Annotated in this window: 17 protein-coding genes; 5 read left to right on the forward strand and 12 right to left on the reverse strand. The window is 67.9% G+C overall.

The window, feature by feature from the left end; genetic code table 11:
• Position 1: 1 nt before the first annotated feature.
• Genes hpaH through hpaR form a run of 9 tightly spaced genes read right to left on the reverse strand, consistent with a single transcriptional unit; the run spans position 2 to position 7,434 of the window.
• Positions 2-805 (reverse strand): 2-oxo-hept-4-ene-1,7-dioate hydratase, encoded by an 804-nt coding sequence (gene hpaH, locus ACAM54_RS01400; protein ID WP_369649576.1) that lies wholly within the window; start codon positions 803-805, stop codon positions 2-4.
• A 4-nt stretch (positions 806-809) separates the two neighbouring features.
• Positions 810-1,214 (reverse strand): 5-carboxymethyl-2-hydroxymuconate Delta-isomerase, encoded by a 405-nt coding sequence (locus ACAM54_RS01405; RefSeq protein WP_369649577.1) that lies wholly within the window; start codon positions 1,212-1,214, stop codon positions 810-812.
• A gap of 9 nt (positions 1,215-1,223) precedes the next feature.
• Entirely contained in the window at positions 1,224-2,087 is an 864-nt protein-coding gene (gene hpaD, locus ACAM54_RS01410) for a 3,4-dihydroxyphenylacetate 2,3-dioxygenase (RefSeq protein WP_369649578.1), read from the reverse strand.
• 21 nt (positions 2,088-2,108) lie between these two features.
• Positions 2,109-3,083: a tripartite tricarboxylate transporter substrate binding protein gene (locus ACAM54_RS01415; RefSeq protein ID WP_369649579.1), complete on the reverse strand. Its 975-nt coding sequence runs from the start codon at positions 3,081-3,083 to the stop codon at positions 2,109-2,111.
• Positions 3,080-4,546: a 5-carboxymethyl-2-hydroxymuconate semialdehyde dehydrogenase gene (gene hpaE, locus ACAM54_RS01420; protein ID WP_209500499.1), complete on the reverse strand. Its 1,467-nt coding sequence runs from the start codon at positions 4,544-4,546 to the stop codon at positions 3,080-3,082. The genes ACAM54_RS01415 and hpaE overlap by 4 nt, the downstream gene beginning before the upstream one ends.
• Positions 4,547-4,566: 20 nt before the next feature.
• Positions 4,567-5,559 carry a Bug family tripartite tricarboxylate transporter substrate binding protein gene (locus ACAM54_RS01425; protein ID WP_369649580.1) on the reverse strand — a complete coding sequence of 331 codons (993 nt, stop codon included), beginning with the start codon at positions 5,557-5,559 and terminating at the stop codon, positions 4,567-4,569.
• 41 nt (positions 5,560-5,600) lie between these two features.
• Positions 5,601-6,371 (reverse strand): fumarylacetoacetate hydrolase family protein, encoded by a 771-nt coding sequence (locus ACAM54_RS01430; RefSeq protein ID WP_369649581.1) that lies wholly within the window; start codon positions 6,369-6,371, stop codon positions 5,601-5,603.
• Positions 6,368-7,003, reverse strand: a complete 636-nt coding sequence (locus tag ACAM54_RS01435; protein ID WP_369649582.1) for a fumarylacetoacetate hydrolase family protein — start codon at positions 7,001-7,003, stop codon at positions 6,368-6,370. Before ACAM54_RS01435 ends, ACAM54_RS01430 begins: the two co-directional genes overlap by 4 nt.
• On the reverse strand, positions 7,000-7,434 hold the full coding sequence (hpaR, locus tag ACAM54_RS01440) for a homoprotocatechuate degradation operon regulator HpaR (protein ID WP_145742916.1): 435 nt from the start codon (positions 7,432-7,434) through the stop codon (positions 7,000-7,002). The genes ACAM54_RS01435 and hpaR overlap by 4 nt, the downstream gene beginning before the upstream one ends.
• 99 nt (positions 7,435-7,533) lie before the next feature.
• On the opposite strand from hpaR, the gene radA reads away from it, so the two are divergent.
• Positions 7,534-8,922: a DNA repair protein RadA gene (radA, locus tag ACAM54_RS01445; RefSeq protein ID WP_145742915.1), complete on the forward strand. Its 1,389-nt coding sequence runs from the start codon at positions 7,534-7,536 to the stop codon at positions 8,920-8,922.
• A gap of 250 nt (positions 8,923-9,172) precedes the next feature.
• Positions 9,173-9,616 (forward strand): glycerate kinase, encoded by a 444-nt coding sequence (locus tag ACAM54_RS01450; protein WP_369649583.1) that lies wholly within the window; start codon positions 9,173-9,175, stop codon positions 9,614-9,616.
• A gap of 24 nt (positions 9,617-9,640) precedes the next feature.
• Here the strand turns inward: ACAM54_RS01450 and ACAM54_RS01455 are convergent, their stop codons facing one another.
• A complete protein-coding gene (locus ACAM54_RS01455; protein WP_145742911.1) occupies positions 9,641-10,645 on the reverse strand; it encodes a recombination-associated protein RdgC in 1,005 nt (334 codons plus the stop codon).
• Between the two features lie 130 nt (positions 10,646-10,775).
• Here ACAM54_RS01455 and ACAM54_RS01460 point away from each other — a divergent pair, with 130 nt between their 5' ends.
• From ACAM54_RS01460 to ACAM54_RS01470, 3 genes are read left to right on the forward strand one after another with little or no spacing between them, the layout of a single operon-like run.
• Complete coding sequence (locus ACAM54_RS01460; RefSeq protein WP_124958353.1) at positions 10,776-11,729, forward strand: branched-chain amino acid transaminase; 954 nt, start codon at positions 10,776-10,778, stop codon at positions 11,727-11,729.
• A gap of 7 nt (positions 11,730-11,736) precedes the next feature.
• Positions 11,737-11,946, forward strand: coding sequence for a zinc-finger domain-containing protein (locus ACAM54_RS01465; protein WP_012745419.1), 210 nt, complete (start codon positions 11,737-11,739; stop codon positions 11,944-11,946).
• Complete coding sequence (locus ACAM54_RS01470; RefSeq protein WP_145742909.1) at positions 11,943-12,365, forward strand: ABZJ_00895 family protein; 423 nt, start codon at positions 11,943-11,945, stop codon at positions 12,363-12,365. The genes ACAM54_RS01465 and ACAM54_RS01470 overlap by 4 nt, the downstream gene beginning before the upstream one ends.
• On the opposite strand, the gene ACAM54_RS01475 is transcribed toward ACAM54_RS01470, so the two are convergent.
• Together ACAM54_RS01475 and ACAM54_RS01480 are read right to left on the reverse strand one after the other, a co-directional pair.
• Positions 12,366-13,625 (reverse strand): O-antigen ligase, encoded by a 1,260-nt coding sequence (locus ACAM54_RS01475; protein ID WP_307697731.1) that lies wholly within the window; start codon positions 13,623-13,625, stop codon positions 12,366-12,368.
• A gap of 69 nt (positions 13,626-13,694) precedes the next feature.
• The gene (locus tag ACAM54_RS01480; RefSeq protein ID WP_145742906.1) at positions 13,695-14,894 is read right to left on the reverse strand and encodes an ATP-binding protein; all 1,200 of its coding nucleotides are present in this window, start codon (positions 14,892-14,894) and stop codon (positions 13,695-13,697) included.
• Positions 14,895-14,900 lie beyond the last annotated feature (6 nt).

A 14,900-nucleotide genomic window follows, 5' to 3' on the forward strand; every position in this document is an offset into this window, starting at 1 on the left:
TTTAGATGAGACGAAAGGCAATGCTGCCCAGAGGGCCGTAGTCGGCATGGAAGGTGTCGCCGGGCAGGGCGATGGTGGGCCGCGTGAACGAGCCGCCCAGCACCACTTCGCCGGCTTCGAGGCATTCGTCCCACGGCGCGAGCTTGTTCGCGAGCCAGGCCACGCCCGTGGCCGGGTGGTTGAGCACGGCCGCGGCCACGCCCGACTCCTCGATCACGCCGTTCTTGTAGAGCAGCGCGCTCACCCAGCGCAGGTCGACCGCGTCGGGCTTGACCGGCCGGCCGCCCATCACGATGCCGGCGTTGGCCGCGTTGTCGGCAATGGTGTCGAACACCTTGCGCGGCGCCTTGGTGTGGCGGTCGAACTGCTCGATGCGCGCGTCGATGATCTCGATGGCCGGCACCACGTAGTCGGTGGCGGCCAGCACGTCGAAGATGCTCAGGTTCGGCCCCTGCAGCTTCCTGCCGAGGACGAAGGCCAGCTCCACCTCGATGCGCGGCGCGATGAAGCGCTTGAACGGAATGTCGCCGCCCTGCTCGAAGAACATGTCGTCGAGCAAGGTGCCGTAGTCGGGTTCGTCGATCTGGCTGGACTGCTGCATGGCACGCGAGGTCAGGCCGATCTTGTGGCCCTTCACGGCGCGGCCTTCCGCGATCTTCTGCCTGACCCATTCGCGCGAGATGGCGTAGCCGTCCTCGATGGTCATGCCGGGAAAGCGCTTGGAGAAATGCTCGACCTGCACGCGCGATCTTTCGCTTTCGTGCAGTTCGGCCGCGAGCTTGGCGATGGTGTCGGCGGTGAGCATGGTGCTACTTGTTGAAGAGAGGATGCAGGTTGCTGTGCTTGCCGTCGTACACCTGACCCGGGCTTTCGTCGATCTGCAGCGTGATGCCGATGTGGCGCTTGTCGAAGATCGGTTCGAAATGCGTGCGCACGGCGGCCAGAAGTTCGTCGCCGGCTTTTTTCTTCACGGCCTCCGAGCGCCCCGCGGCCATGCGGATGTTGAGGTACACGAAGGCATAGTCGGCCTTGCCGTCGGCCACCGCGTAGTGCGCAGCGGGATAGGCCAGCACGCGCGTGCCGCCGATGGGGAACACCGGTTTGCCGGTCTCGTCCTGCTGCGCGAGCATGGTGTCGGCCAGCGTGCGGCACAGCGCCGACATGTCGGTCTCGGCTTCGATGTTGGGCGTGTAGAGAATGACGAGGTGGGGCATGGTGCGTGCTCAGACGGGAAGGGGTGTGACCGGGAAGATCGCATTGATCTGCCCCGTGCCCGAGCTGCCGAAATAGGGCGTGACCACCTCCACCGGCGCGGTGTAGCGGTCCCAGCCCAGCAGGCCCAGCAGCATCGCGGTGTCGTGCATGTCGCCTTCGCCCCAGCACTTGTCGGCGTACATCGGCAGCATGCCGACGAAGGTCTGCCAGTCGCCGGCCTTCCACAGTTCGACCACGCGGCGGTCCACCTGCTCGAGGAAGGGATCGTAGACCTTGTGCATGAATTCGGGGGCGCGGCCGTTGTCCGCGAAGTGGTGCGAGAGCGAGCCGCTCGCGAACACCGCCACCGTGCCCTCGTAGCGCTCCTCGATCGCGCGGCGCACCGCGAGGCCGAAGCGGCCCGACTCGGTGAGGTCGTGCCAGTCGCACCAGCCGCTGATGCTGATCACCTTGTAGTGCTGGTCGGGGTTCATGTAGCGCATCGGCACCAGCGTGCCGTACTCCAGTTCGAGCGTGGTGTCGCTGTGCGCGCGGCTCTTCACGCCCATCTCGTTGGCCACGTCGGCGATCAGGTGGCCCAGCGCCGGGTTGCCGGGGTAGGCGTAGGGCATGTTCTTGATGAAGTGCGGCAGCTCGTTGCTGGTGTAGGTGCCACCGAACTTCGGGCCGCAGTTGACGTGGTATTCGCTGTTGACCTGCCAGTGCACGTCGAACACCACGATGGTGTCCACGCCCAGCGCGCGGCAGCGCCGGTCGATTTCCTTGTGGCCGTTGATCGCGGCGTCGCGGCAGCCGAAGTTCGGTCCCGGGAATTCCGAGAGGTACATCGACGGCACGTGCGTGATCTTGGCGGCGAGAGCGAGTTGGCCCATGTCCGTATCTCCTTGTTCCGTTCAGGCTTCGAGCTGGATGTTGCCCTTGCGGATCACGTCGCCGTACTTCGCGATCTCGCTCTGGATGAAGGCCGCGAAGCGCTCCGGCGTGCCCGGCAGCGGCGCGATGCCGCCCTTCTGGAAGGCTTCGGCCACCGCGGGGCTCGCGAGCGCGCGGTTCACCTCGGCGTTCATGCGCTGCACGATGGCATCGGGCGTGCCAGCGGGCGCCAGCAGTCCGTTCCACGAATTGGACTCGATGGGCACGCCCTGTTCCGCCAGTGTGGGTATGGTGCTCGCGTATTGCGAGCGCTGCGCGGTCGCCATGCCCAGCGCCACCAGCTTGCCGCCCTGCACGTGGCTGCGGAACTCGGGCCAGTTGCCGAACATCATCGTCACCTGCCCGCCGAGCAGGTCGGTGAGTGCGGGGCCCTGGCCCTTGTAGGGCACGTGCACGATGTCCAGGCCCATCTGCAGCTTGAGCATCTCGCCCGACAGGTGGGCCGAGGTGCCGTTGCCGAAGGAGGCGAAGCTCAGCGTGCCGGGCTTGGCCGTGGCGGCGTTGCGCAGGTCGGCCAGCGTCTTCAGGCCGCTCGCGGGATGCGTGGCCAGCACATGCTCCGACATGCCCATGAGCGCGACGGGGCGCAGGTCTTTCTGCGTGTCGTAGGGCAGCTTGCGGACCAGCGTCTGGTTGGCCGTGAAGCTGTTGGCCACGCAGACGAAGGTATAGCCGTCGGGCGCGGCCTTGGCCGCCGAGTCGACGCCGATCACCGTGCCCGCGCCGGGCTTGTTCTCGACGATCACCGGCTGGCCCAGCGCCTTCGCCACCTCGGTGCCTACGAGGCGCGCGACGAAGTCGGTGGTGCCGCCGGGCGGGAAGGGCACGATCACGCGGACCGGCTTGTGGGGCCAGGCGGTCTGTGCCCGCGCGAGCGAGGGCAGCGCGGCGAGTGCGGCCGCGCCCTGCAGCAGCGTGCGGCGCCGCGTGTTCATGCCATGCCCCAATGCGGGATGTGGTGCGAGCCCATCGATACCGCAATGTTCTTCGGCTCGCAGAACACTTCGTAGCTCCACGTGCCGCCCTCGCGCCCCGTGCCCGAGGCCTTGGTGCCACCGAAGGGCTGGCGAAGGTCTCTGACGTTCTGGCTGTTGACGAAGCACATGCCGGCCTCCACCGCGGCGGCCACGCGGTGCGCCCGGCCGATGTTCTCGGTCCACACGTAGCTGCTGAGGCCGTAGGCGATGTCGTTGGCGAGTTCGATTGCGTGCGCCTCGTCCTTGAACGGAATCAGGCAGGCGACCGGCCCGAAGATCTCGTCCTGAGCGATCTTCATGCGGTTGTCGACATCGGCGAACACGGTGGGCATCACGTAGTTGCCCTTCTTCACGCGGTCGGGCAGGTTCGCTGGCGCCTCGAGGCCACCGCACAGCAGCGTCGCGCCTTCCTTCGGCCCCAGCTCGATGTAGCTGCGCACCTTGGCCAGATGCGCCTGCGAGATCATCGGGCCCACGATGGTCTTCTCGTCGAGCGGGTCGCCCACGGTGATGCGCCTGGCGCGCTCGGCGAACCTGGCGGCAAAGCCGGCGTAGATCGACTGCTGCACCAGGATGCGCGAGCCGGCCGTGCAGCGCTCGCCGTTGTTGCTGAAGATCATGAACACGGCCGCGTCGAGCGCGCGGTCGAGGTCGGCGTCGTCGAAGATCACGAACGGGCTCTTGCCGCCGAGTTCCATGCTGAACTTTTTCAGGCCCGCGCTCTTCACGATGCGGTTGCCCGTGGCGGTGGAGCCGGTGAACGAGATCGCGCGCACATCGGGGTGCGCCACGAGCGGCTCGCCGGCTTCCTTGCCGTAGCCGTGCACCAGGTTCAGCACGCCGGCGGGAATGCCCGCTTCGAGCGCGAGTTCGCCCAGGCGCGCAGCTGTCAGCGGCGAGAGCTCGCTCATCTTCAGTACCGCGGTGTTGCCGAAGGCCAGGCAGGGCGCGACCTTCCAGGTGGCCGTCATGAACGGCACGTTCCACGGGCTGATGAGTGCGCACACGCCCACCGGATGGAACAGCGTGTAGTTCAGGTGCGTGGGCGTGGGATAGGTGTGGCCGTCCACGCGCGTGCACATCTCGGCGAAGTAATAGAAGTTGTCGGCCGCGCGGGGGATCAACTGCTTGCCCGTTTGCGCGATGACCTGGCCGCAGTCGTTGGTCTCGGTCTGCGCGATTTCGGGCACGTGCCGGGCGATCAGGTCTCCGAGCTTGCGGATGAGCTTGGCGCGCTCGGGCGCGGGCAGGCCGGCCCACTTCGGGAAGGCCTCCTTGGCGGCGGCCACGGCCGCATTCACTTCGGCCTCGCCGCCCGAGGCGACTTCGGCCAGCACCTCCTGAGTGGCGGGGTTGACGGTTTCGAAGTAGTCGCTGCCGGCGACGGACTTGCCGCCGATGAGATGGTCGATCTGTTGCATGGAGAAATGTCCGGTCCGGTTCAATCGAGTTTGATGTCGCGCGCCTTGATCAGGGCATGCCACTTCTTGCGCTCGGCGTCGGTGTAGCGCGTCATTTCGGCGGCGTCTGCAGGGCGGGCTTCCCAGCCCGCGTCGTAGAGCTTCTGGCGCACGCCGCCATCGGCCATGGCCTTCTGCAGCTCCGCGCCCAGCTTCGCCTGCACTTCCTTCGGCGTGGCGGCGGGTGCGACGAGGCCTTGCCAGGTGTAGGCCTCGACGTTGGCGTAGCCCAGTTCCTTGGCGGTGGGCACGTTGGGCAGTTGCGCAATGCGCTCGGCCGACATCGCGAGCAGCGGCACCACCTTGCCGGCCTTCACGGCGCTCACACCGCTGGGCAGGTCGAGCATCATCAGCGGCACCTGCCCGCCCATCAGGTCCTGCAGCGCCGGCGCGCCGCCCTTGTAAGGCACGTGCAGCATCGACACGCCGGCCTCGCGCTGGAACAGTTCCATCGCCAGGTGGTGCGGACTGCCGGTACCCGGCGTCGCGATGCTGTACTTGCCGGGCGATGCCTTGAGCGCGGCGAGCAGCGCCTTCGCATCGGCGATGCCGGCATTGGGCGCGGCCGTGATGATGAGCGGCGAGCGGCCCATCATGCCGACGAGCGCGAAGTCTTTCTCGGCGTCGTAGGGCAGCTTCTTGTAGAGCGCGGGGTTGTAGACCAGCACGCCGTTGTCGGCCGAGAACACGGTGTAGCCGTCCCCCGGCGAGCGCGCCACGTTCTCCGACGCGATGATCGCGCCCGCGCCGGGCTTGTTGTCGACCAGCACCGGCTGGCCCATCTGCTGCGACACCTGCGCGCCGACCGTGCGTGCGAGAAAATCGGTGCCACCGCCGGCCGGGTAGCCCACCACCCAGCGCACGGGCTTGGCCGGGTAGGCTGCGGTTTGCGCGGACGCGCCGAGCGCGAGCATCGAGGCGCTCAGCGCCACGAGCATGGCTGCCACGCCGGGCATTTTCTTTCTGGCTTTCATGGTGCTTGTCTCCGCTTTTTTTGTGTGTGACAGGAAAAAATTCAGGCCGCGTCGATGGTGTTGACCAGAGCCCCGATGCCTTCGATCTCGCAGACGACCACATCGCCCGGCTTGCAGTCGACCACGCCGTCGGGCGTGCCCGTGAGGATCAGGTCGCCCGGCGACAGCGTCATGAAGCGGCTGAAATACTCGATGAGGAAGGGCGCGTCGAAGATCATGTCGCGCGTGCTGCCCTGCTGCGTGACGGTGCCGTTCACCGTGGTCTTCAATGCGAGCGCCATCGGGTCGGGCACGTCGGCCGCGTCGACGAACCACGGGCCCAGCGGCGTGCAGGTGTCGCGGTTCTTCACGCGCAGGTTGGGGCGGTACCAGTTCTCCAGGTAGTCGCGGATCGCGTAGTCATTGGCCACGGTGTAGCCGCCGATGAAGTCGTAGGCGTCATCGCGCTTCACGTGCTTTGCGGTCTTGCCGACCACGATGGCGAGCTCGCACTCGTAGTGCATGAACTGCACGCCAGCCGGCCGGTGCGTGAACTGCCGGTGGCCGATCAGCGTGCTCTGGCCCTTGACGAACACCAGCGGCTCCTCGGGCGCCTTGAACTCGAGTTCCTTCGCGTGATCGGCGTAGTTGAGGCCGAGCGCGAGGATGGTGCGCGGGCGCGGCGTGGGCGCGAGCGGCGGCAGCCAGACGAGCTGTTCCTGCGGCACGACGCGGCCGTCGTCCAGCCGCACGGCGGCGTCGGCCTGGCCGTTGAAGTCGTGTGCGGTGCCGGTGTGCTCGCGGCCTTCGAAGATGACGCGTGCGTGCTTCATGCGGCGGCCTCCTGCACGAGCGTGTTGCAGAGGCTCTCGAACCCCGGCGCGGAAATCTCGATGCGGTCGCCCGCACGCGCCAGCGGCCGGCCGGCGTCGCAGCCGAGCATCAGCACGTCGCCATGCGCGAGCGTCATGAAATCGCCCACGTCGGTGAGCAGCTGCTGCGCCGGCCGCACGAGCTGCGAGAAATCGATCGATTGCTTCAACTCCCCATTGATGCGCACCTCGACGTGGAAGTGCGCGGGGTCGGCCACCTCCTGCGCATCGCGCAGCACCGGGCCGATGCCCAGGAACCCATCGACGCACTTGAACTTCACGGGCGGGCGGAAGAAGCTCGCATGCGGAATCGAGAGGTCGTTCATCAGCACGAAGCCCTCGACGTCGCCCTCGGCGCCGATCACCATGCCGATGCTCGCGCCGATCTCCACCTCGGGCACCGATGCAGGCACCGCGATGGCGCTGCCGTGCGGGCTCCAGGTGTTGGCCGTCTTCACATAGAGCACCGGCGCCTTCGGCGGTGCCTTGTAGGGTGGCTGCGTCATCTGCGGCGCGAGCGCCTGCATTTCCGCGCGGAAGTTCAGCAGCGTGCCGTACACGGTGCCGGTCGGCAGGAAAGGGGAGGAGGTCATTCGGGTTGCTCCAGCGCGATCAGTTCGTCCAGCAGCCCATACAGCTGCGTCAGCTTGGTCTTGCCCAGCGACTGCTCCAGCCACTGGTAGTGCGACTCGATGCTCGAGGACAGCTTCTTCACCAGCTTCATTCCGTGCGCCGTCGCCTCGACCACGGTGCGGCGCTGGTCCTCGGGGTCGCGGCTGCGGGTGATGAGGTCGTCTCGCTCCATGCGCGCGAGCACGCCCGTGAGGCTGGGGCCGAGGATGAAGGCCTCGCGCGCCACGCGGCCGGTTTCGACCGCACCGTTCTCGCCGAGCACGCGCAGCACGCGCCACTGCTGGTCGGACAGCGCGTGCTCGCGCAGGCTGGGCCGCGTGTGGGCCATGACGGCTTCGCGCGCCTGCAGCAGCAGACGCGGGAGGTTGCGGTGGGCGAAGGTGGTGCTCAAGCGCGGTGCCTTTCCAAATTACTTAACATGTTAAATGATTGGCAAACGCTTTCCAAGCCGTTCGGCATCAGGGTTTGTGCGGACACCTAAACTCGCTGCATGGCCAAGGACAAAACAACTTTCGTCTGCAGCGAATGCGGCGGCACTAGCCCGAAGTGGCTCGGCAAGTGCCCGAGCTGCGGCGCCTGGAACACTCTCATCGAACAGGTGGCGGGCGGCAGCGGCCCGGCCAACAACCGCTTCGGCACGCAGTACGCCGCGCTCGCGGGCGTGTCCGAACTCGCGACCCTCTCCGAAATAGAAGCGACCGACGTCGCGCGCACGCCCACCGGGCTCGACGAGCTCGACCGCGTGCTGGGCGGCGGCATCGTCTCGGGGGGCGTCACGCTGATCGGCGGCGATCCGGGCATCGGCAAGTCGACGCTGCTGCTGCAGGCGGTCGATGCGCTGCAGCGCGCGGGGCAGAACGCGCTCTACGTCACCGGCGAGGAAAGCGGCGCGCAGGTGGCGCTGCGTTCCAGGCGCCTCGGCCTGGACCACTCGCAGGTGCAGGTGCTGGCCGAGATCCAGCTCGAGAAGATCATCGCCACGCTCGACGCCACGCGTCCGGCCATCGCGGTGATCGACTCGATCCAGACGGTGTATTCCGACCAGCTCACCTCCGCGCCAGGCTCGGTGGCCCAGGTGCGCGAATGCGCGGCGCATCTCACGCGCTTTGCCAAGACCAGCGGCACGGCCGTGGTGCTGGTGGGCCACGTCACCAAGGAGGGTGCGCTCGCGGGACCGCGCGTGCTCGAGCACATGGTCGACACGGTGCTGTATTTCGAAGGCGACACGCATTCGAGCTTCCGCCTCGTGCGCGCCATCAAGAACCGCTTCGGCGCCGTCAACGAGATCGGCGTGTTCGCGATGACCGAGCGCGGCCTGAAGGGCGTGGCCAACCCGAGCGCGATCTTCCTGAGCCAGCATGCCGAGCCGGTGCCCGGCAGCGTGGTGCTGGTCACGCTCGAAGGCACGCGGCCGATGCTGGTGGAGATCCAGGCGCTGGTCGACAACGGCGGGCCGAGCCCGCGCCGCCTCTCGGTGGGCCTGGACCGCGACCGCCTCGCGATGCTGCTGGCCGTGCTGCACCGCCACGCCGGCGTGGCCTGCATGGACCAGGACGTGTTCGTGAACGCGGTGGGCGGCGTACGCATCAGCGAGCCCGCGGCCGACCTGGCCGTGATGCTCGCCATCACCTCGAGCCTGCGCGGCAAGCCGCTGCCCAAGGGCTTCATCGCCTTCGGCGAGGTCGGGCTGGCCGGCGAAGTGCGCCCCGCGCCGCGCGGCCAGGAGCGCCTGCGCGAAGCGGCCAAGCTCGGCTTCAGCGTGGCCGTGGTGCCCAAGGCCAACGCGCCGCGCAAGGGCGCGAAGGAGATCGAGGGCCTGACCATCCATGCCGTCGAGCGCATCGAGGAGGCGATGGAGATCGTGCGCCGCCTCGACTGACCGAGGGATCGAGTGCGCAAAAAAATGCCCGGCGCACCATTGATGCGCCGGGCGATCCTCCCTGTCCCCCCGATATGTGTGACGTGTCTTCTTGTTGTGCTGGCAACCTCGGTTGCCTCTCCCTGAAGCCGGTGGCGTTGGCCCGTGCGGCGAAATGTGCCCGCTGGCGCCGCCGCGCGGGTCGCTTTTGGGGGCGAGTACCGTCCTGCGCGCCTGGCGGTAGCCGCGCCGGCTACCGCGCGAGGCGACAATGCGGCCCATGAATTTCCAGAAAATACTGGTGCCCGTGGGCGGCATCGTCCTGCTCGGGCTCGCATGGCGCAGCTACGGCTGGGCCGGCGTGGCGCTGACCGGCGGCGCCATCGTGATGTTCCTGCTGCTGCACTTCAACCGCGCCATGCAGGTGCTCAAGCGCGCGGCCGACCGGCCGGTGGGCTATGTCGCGAGCGCGGTGATGCTCAACGCCAAGCTCAAGCCGGGCGTGACGCTGATGCACGTCATTGCGATGACGCGCGCCCTGGGCGAACTGCGCTCGCCCAAGGACGAGCAGCCCGAGCTCTACCGCTGGACCGACACCGGCGGCTCGTACGTCGACGCCGTGTTCAACGGCGGCAAGCTGCAGAGCTGGACGCTGACGCGGCCCGAAGCCGCGCTCGACGACGCGCCGTCTTCCGAAGAAAACAACGCGGGCTAGGAAGAAGCCAGGAAGCGCCGGCCGTCAGAACGGCGCGTCTTCTTCCTCGGCTTCGGCATCGGCCGGTGTGGTGGTCGCAGGCACTTGCGCGGCAGCCTTCGGCGCTGCTGCGTCCGTTGGGGCGCCGCTGAAGGCTGCCTCGCCGCCCAGCGCATCGAGCAGCGCCGGCACCAGCTGGCCGAGTTCGCCGGTGGCAATGGCCACGTCGGCGTCGAAGTTGTCTTCCTTCTTGCCGCCGGCTGCGCCGTCGCCCGTGCCTTCGAGGAACACGATCTTGCGGATCAGCATGCCGTGCGTCAGCTCGAAGGACACGCGGTCGTCCCAGGTGAGCGCCAGGCGCGTCGGGCGCTTGCCGTCGGTGATGTGCTTCTGCACTTCCTCGATGTCGAGCGGGTGCTTGGCGTAGCGCACCACGGCCTTGGAGTCGTCCGAGGCCTTGAGTTCGCACTCGCGGTCGATGGTGAAGCCGGCCGGCGGCTCCTGCGTCAGCAGCCAGTTGGCCATGGCGGCGGCGGGCTCGATCTGCGTGTTGATGAGGGCCACCGCAAAGCCGTCGAGCGACTTCACGAGGCTGGTGACCACTTCGTCGGCGCGCGCGGCGTTGCCGCTGTTGATCACGAGGCGGTGCTCGGCCTTGTCGATCCACACGGCCACGCGGGCGCTGCGCGTGAAGGCCATCGGCAGCAGCTCGAGGGTGATGTCCTCCTTGAGCTCCTTCTTTTCCTTCTTGCCGGGCTTGCGGCCGGTGGCGGCCTCGATCTGCGCGCAGCGCTCGTCGAGCTTGCGGCGCACCACGGAGCCGGGCACCGCCTTGCTCTCGATCATGTATTCGACCAGCCATTGGCCGTCGATGGATTCGACCAGCGGGCCATTGGCCTCGCCGCGGGGCTCGATCCAGCCGGCGGATTTTTCCTGCGAGGGGCCGCAGGGCTCGAAACGCGCCTTGGCGAGCGCTTCTTCGGCCTCGGCCAGTGTTTGGGACCAGGCAGGTTCGATGCGATAGACGATGACGTTCTTGAATACGGACACGGAAACCCTTTTTTCCACTGGTTTGGACAACCGGCCATTGTCGGGCACGGCGTTGCGGGCTCGGCCGTAAAATCGAAAGCTTTTGCGACTTCCCCTGTCGCACCCCCACAGCTCCCAAAGGAATCAGGAAATGAGCTCGATCCCCCCCTCGCTGGACGACCGTGACGGCAAGATCTGGATGGACGGCGAACTCGTGGACTGGCGCGACGCCAAGATCCACGTGCTGAGCCACACGCTGCACTACGGCTGCGGCGCCTTCGAGGGCGTGCGCGCCTACAAGACGGCCGACGGCAGCACCGCCATCTTCCGCCTGGCCGAGCACACCGAGCGCCTGTTCAACAGCGCCAAGATCCTGCGCATGAAGATCCCGTTCACGCAGGAACAGCTCAACGAAGCCCAGAAGCAGGTGGTGCGCGAGAACAAGCTCGAAAGCTGCTACCTGCGCCCGCTGATCTGGATCGGCTCCGAAAAGCTCGGCGTGAGCCCCAAGGGCAACCGGATCCACGCCATGGTCGCGGCCTGGTCCTGGGGCGCCTACCTGGGCGAAGAGGGCATGAAGCGCGGCATCCGCGTGAAGACCTCGAGCTTCACCCGCCACCACGTCAACATCACGATGACGCAGGCCAAGACGGTGAGCAACTACACCAACTCGATCCTCGCCAACATGGAAGCGCTGGACGACGGCTACGACGAGGCGCTGCTGCTCGACGCGAGCGGCTTCGTCTCCGAAGGCGCGGGCGAGAACATCTTCGTGGTCAAGGGCGGCGTGGTCTACACGCCCGACCTCTCGGCCGGCGCGCTCAACGGCATCACGCGCAACACCATCCTGCACGTGTGCAAGGACCTGGGGCTGGAGCTGGTGCAAAAGCGCATCACGCGCGACGAGGTCTACATTGCCGACGAAGCCTTCTTCACCGGCACGGCCGCTGAAGTGACGCCCATCCGCGAGCTCGACCGCATCGAGATCGGCAATCGCGGCGACGGCGGATCGCGCGGTCCCGTCACCGAAAAGATCCAGGCTGCCTTCTTCGACATCGTGAACGGCAAGAACCCCAAATACGCCCACTGGCTCACGAAAGTCTGAGAAAACCATGCCTACCAACGCAGTCGTCGAACTCCTGGCCAGGGAGCTCAACCATCAGGGCGGCGTGTTCTGCCCCAGCCCCAAGGCCGACATGAAGCTCTGGGACACCCATCCCAAGGTCTACCTGGACGTGGCGCGCACCGGTGAAGCCAAGTGCCCGTACTGCGGCACCGTCTACCGCCTGAAGGCGGGCGAGACGGTGTCGTCGCGGCATTGACCGTTCGCGGCCTGCTCGGGCGCTTCGGCGCCGCCTACCTGCTCCTGCTGCTCATCCTGGGCCTGGCGCTGAACATGTTCGGCGTCAAGGCCAACGCGGGCGTCAATACGGCCGCGCTGCTGGGCGCCGTGATGTGGGTGTGCCTGGCCTTCGGCAAGAAGAACGGCCGGTACCTCGCACGCGATGAAAAGACCCGTGCCGTGCTCGGCATGATCGCGATCGACCTGGCGATCCAGGCCGCGGTCTCGGTGGCGGCGGCGCTGGCGGCCGGTGCCTCGGTCCTGCAACTGGGGCCGATGCTGCTGGTGCTGCTATTCGTGGGCGCGCTGCACGCCGCGGTGATCTACTTTTTCGTCGGCATGGCGGGCCGGCAGTTCGCGGCCGCTGAAGCCAAACGCAGCAGCAATAGCCGCAGATAGCTATCGGGATTGCGGCGGGACCTCGAGCGCCGCCGCGATGCGGCGCGTCGGCCAGAGGTCGCGCCAGGGCTGCGTGTCCCGCGGCTCCTGCGCGAGCCGCAGGTAGACCATCGCGATCCACAGCAGCGCGAGCCCGATCTGGGCGTCGCGCACGGCAGAGTTCACGCTCGACGCGATCAGCGCGATCAGCGTGGCCGCCAGCGCATAGCGCCCCGCGATGTCGGGCCGTTTCCATGCCTGCCAGACGGCGCCCGCCATGATGGCCAGCAGGCTCAGCAAGGCCGGCAGCCCGCCCTGCGCGCCGACCCAGAGGAAGTCGTTGTGCGGCATGTTCGAGTCGGCGAAGAGCGCCGGTCCGCGCTTGTGCCACTGGTCGGTCCAGCCGCCGATGCCCCAGCCGGCGAGCGGCCGGTCGGCGATCATGCGGCCGGTGTCGCGGTACATGTAGTAGCGGATGACCCAGCTGCCCTTGAAGATCTCGCCGGCCTGCGCCTTCTCGATTTCTTCCACGCCGGTCTCGACCTTGTGCTGCAGCTGCGGCAGCTGGTAGAGCCCCGCCGCCAGCACCACGGCGCCCAGCACCAGCGCGCTCACCAGCATCTTCAGGTGGCTGCGCCACTGGTGGATGCACACCACCGGGATCACCAGCAGCAGCGCGAGCACCGAGGTGCGCGAGGTCAGCGGCAGCGCCACCACCAGCCCCAGCCCGAGCATCAGCACGAAGGCGGGAATGGCGCGCAGCGGCCGGTGCGCGGCGATCTGCGCAATGCCCCAGACCGCCGCCGTGGACGCCACCACGCTGAACAGCAGCGCATTGCTGATCGACTTATTGCCCACTTCCATGACCACCGCGCGCAGCGGCGCCCAGATCGGAAAGCCGATGGCGTAATAGGCAACGACCAGCAGGATGTTCAGCGCCGCGATCAGCAGGAAGCCGCGCAGCGCCCAGACCGCTTCCTCGCGCGCGAGCGCCATCGCCATCAGGATGGTGAGACCGATGCGCAGGCCATGGAACAGGTTCGAGCCGGTCTCGGGGTAGTGCGGGCCGATGGCCAGCACGATGAAGGTCCAGGCCAGGTACGCCACCAGCGGCCACCACAGCGGATTGGCGCGCAGCCGCGCGAAGCGCTCGCGCAGCCCGCCGGCCAGCAGCATGGTGGCGAGCAGCAGCAGGGCCGAAAGGTAGGTGACGCCGACGGGCATGAACACCACCAGCCCCCAGAACATGGCCGCGGGCCTGACGATGTGCGATCTCTGCATAGGGGCGGGATTTTAGGTGGGGCCGGCGGACCCAGCCTGACTTGCCCCGGCGCACCCCGGGGCGCGGGTTCAGTGCGCAGGTGCGCTCGCCGGCAGGCGGATCACGAAGCTCGCGCCGCCCTCCGGGCCGTCTTCGCAGCGCACGCTGCCGCCATGCCGCTCGGCGATCGACTTCACCAGCGCGAGCCCGAGGCCGACGCCGCCGTTGCGCTCGCTGGCGCCGGGCAGCCGGTAGAAGGGCTCGAAGATGCGTTCGCGCAGGGCCGGCGGCACGCCCGGGCCGCGGTCGGTGACGCGCACGGTGGCAAAGCCGTTGGCGCTGCCGAGCTCCACACTGATCTCGCCGGCGCCATAGCGGCGCGCGTTCTCGAGCAGGTTGCGGATCGCGCGGCGCAACAGGCGCGGGACGCCGGGCACGGTGAGCCTGGCGTTGTCGGTGCCTGCTACCAGGTCGAGCTCGGCATTCACCTGCGAGCATTCCTCGGCCGCGAGTCCCGTGAGGTCGACGGCCTCGATGGTGCCCATGTCGGCCTCGCTCGCGTCGAGCCGGCTGGCCAGCAGGATCTCGTCGATGAGCTGGTCGAGCTCGCCGATGTTGCGCGAGATTTCCTCGCGTGCCTTGGGGCTCGGGCGTTCGCCCATCAGCTCCAGGCCCATGCGGATGCGGGTGAGCGGCGATCGCAGCTCGTGCGATGCGTTGGCCAGCAGCGACTTGTGCGAACGCACCAGCTGTTCGATGCGCTCGGCCGACGCGTTGAAACGTTTGGAGAGATCAGCCACTTCGTCCTGCCCTTCTTCGGTCACGCGCACCGAGAGATCGCCCTCGCCCCAGCGCTGCACGCCGCGCTGCAGCGCCTCCAGCCGCTGGGTGAGCCGCCGCACGATCGGATACACGCCCAGCGCCACCGCCATGCCCACCAGCGCAATCATCCAGCCCAGCCCGAATGGCGTGCGCCAGGGCGCGAACCCGCCGGTGCCCGAGGGGCGGTCGCGCGGCGCCACGCGCAGCGTGATGGCCTTGCCGTCGCTGAGCGTCACGTCGAACTCCAGCCCCTGGCCCGGCACGCGCAGCGCCTTGCCGCTGCCGATGGTGCGGTCCTGCGCATCGAGCACCACCACGTTGCGCGGCACCGGCGCCAGCCGTTCGCGCTCGGCCTCGGCCGCCTCGCGCACGATCCAGTTGGCCATCAGCGTGAGGATGACGACGCCACCCACCACCGCGAGCCAGATGCGCACGTAGAGGTGGCGGGAGTACAGGCCGCGCAGCATCGGCCG

Origin of the sequence: Variovorax sp. V93, assembly GCF_041154485.1 — a bacterium.
Taxonomy (GTDB): Bacteria; Pseudomonadota; Gammaproteobacteria; order Burkholderiales; family Burkholderiaceae_C; genus Variovorax; species Variovorax beijingensis_A.

What these genes read in the sequence shown, in the direction of transcription:
- hpaH (WP_369649576.1), bottom strand. Translation starts at nt 805, where the DNA reads ATGCTCACCGCCGACACCATCGCCAAGCTCGCGGCCGAACTGCACGAA.
- ACAM54_RS01405 (WP_369649577.1), bottom strand. Translation starts at nt 1,214, where the DNA reads ATGCCCCACCTCGTCATTCTCTACACGCCCAACATCGAAGCCGAGACC.
- hpaD (WP_369649578.1), bottom strand. Translation starts at nt 2,087, where the DNA reads ATGGGCCAACTCGCTCTCGCCGCCAAGATCACGCACGTGCCGTCGATG.
- ACAM54_RS01415 (WP_369649579.1), bottom strand. Translation starts at nt 3,083, where the DNA reads ATGAACACGCGGCGCCGCACGCTGCTGCAGGGCGCGGCCGCACTCGCC.
- hpaE (WP_209500499.1), bottom strand. Translation starts at nt 4,546, where the DNA reads ATGCAACAGATCGACCATCTCATCGGCGGCAAGTCCGTCGCCGGCAGC.
- ACAM54_RS01425 (WP_369649580.1), bottom strand. Translation starts at nt 5,559, where the DNA reads ATGAAAGCCAGAAAGAAAATGCCCGGCGTGGCAGCCATGCTCGTGGCG.
- ACAM54_RS01430 (WP_369649581.1), bottom strand. Translation starts at nt 6,371, where the DNA reads ATGAAGCACGCACGCGTCATCTTCGAAGGCCGCGAGCACACCGGCACC.
- ACAM54_RS01435 (WP_369649582.1), bottom strand. Translation starts at nt 7,003, where the DNA reads ATGACCTCCTCCCCTTTCCTGCCGACCGGCACCGTGTACGGCACGCTG.
- radA (WP_145742915.1), top strand. Translation starts at nt 7,534, where the DNA reads ATGGCCAAGGACAAAACAACTTTCGTCTGCAGCGAATGCGGCGGCACT.
- ACAM54_RS01450 (WP_369649583.1), top strand. Translation starts at nt 9,173, where the DNA reads ATGCGGCCCATGAATTTCCAGAAAATACTGGTGCCCGTGGGCGGCATC.
- ACAM54_RS01460 (WP_124958353.1), top strand. Translation starts at nt 10,776, where the DNA reads ATGAGCTCGATCCCCCCCTCGCTGGACGACCGTGACGGCAAGATCTGG.
- ACAM54_RS01465 (WP_012745419.1), top strand. Translation starts at nt 11,737, where the DNA reads ATGCCTACCAACGCAGTCGTCGAACTCCTGGCCAGGGAGCTCAACCAT.
- ACAM54_RS01475 (WP_307697731.1), bottom strand. Translation starts at nt 13,625, where the DNA reads ATGCAGAGATCGCACATCGTCAGGCCCGCGGCCATGTTCTGGGGGCTG.
- ACAM54_RS01480 (WP_145742906.1), bottom strand. Translation starts at nt 14,894, where the DNA reads ATGCTGCGCGGCCTGTACTCCCGCCACCTCTACGTGCGCATCTGGCTC.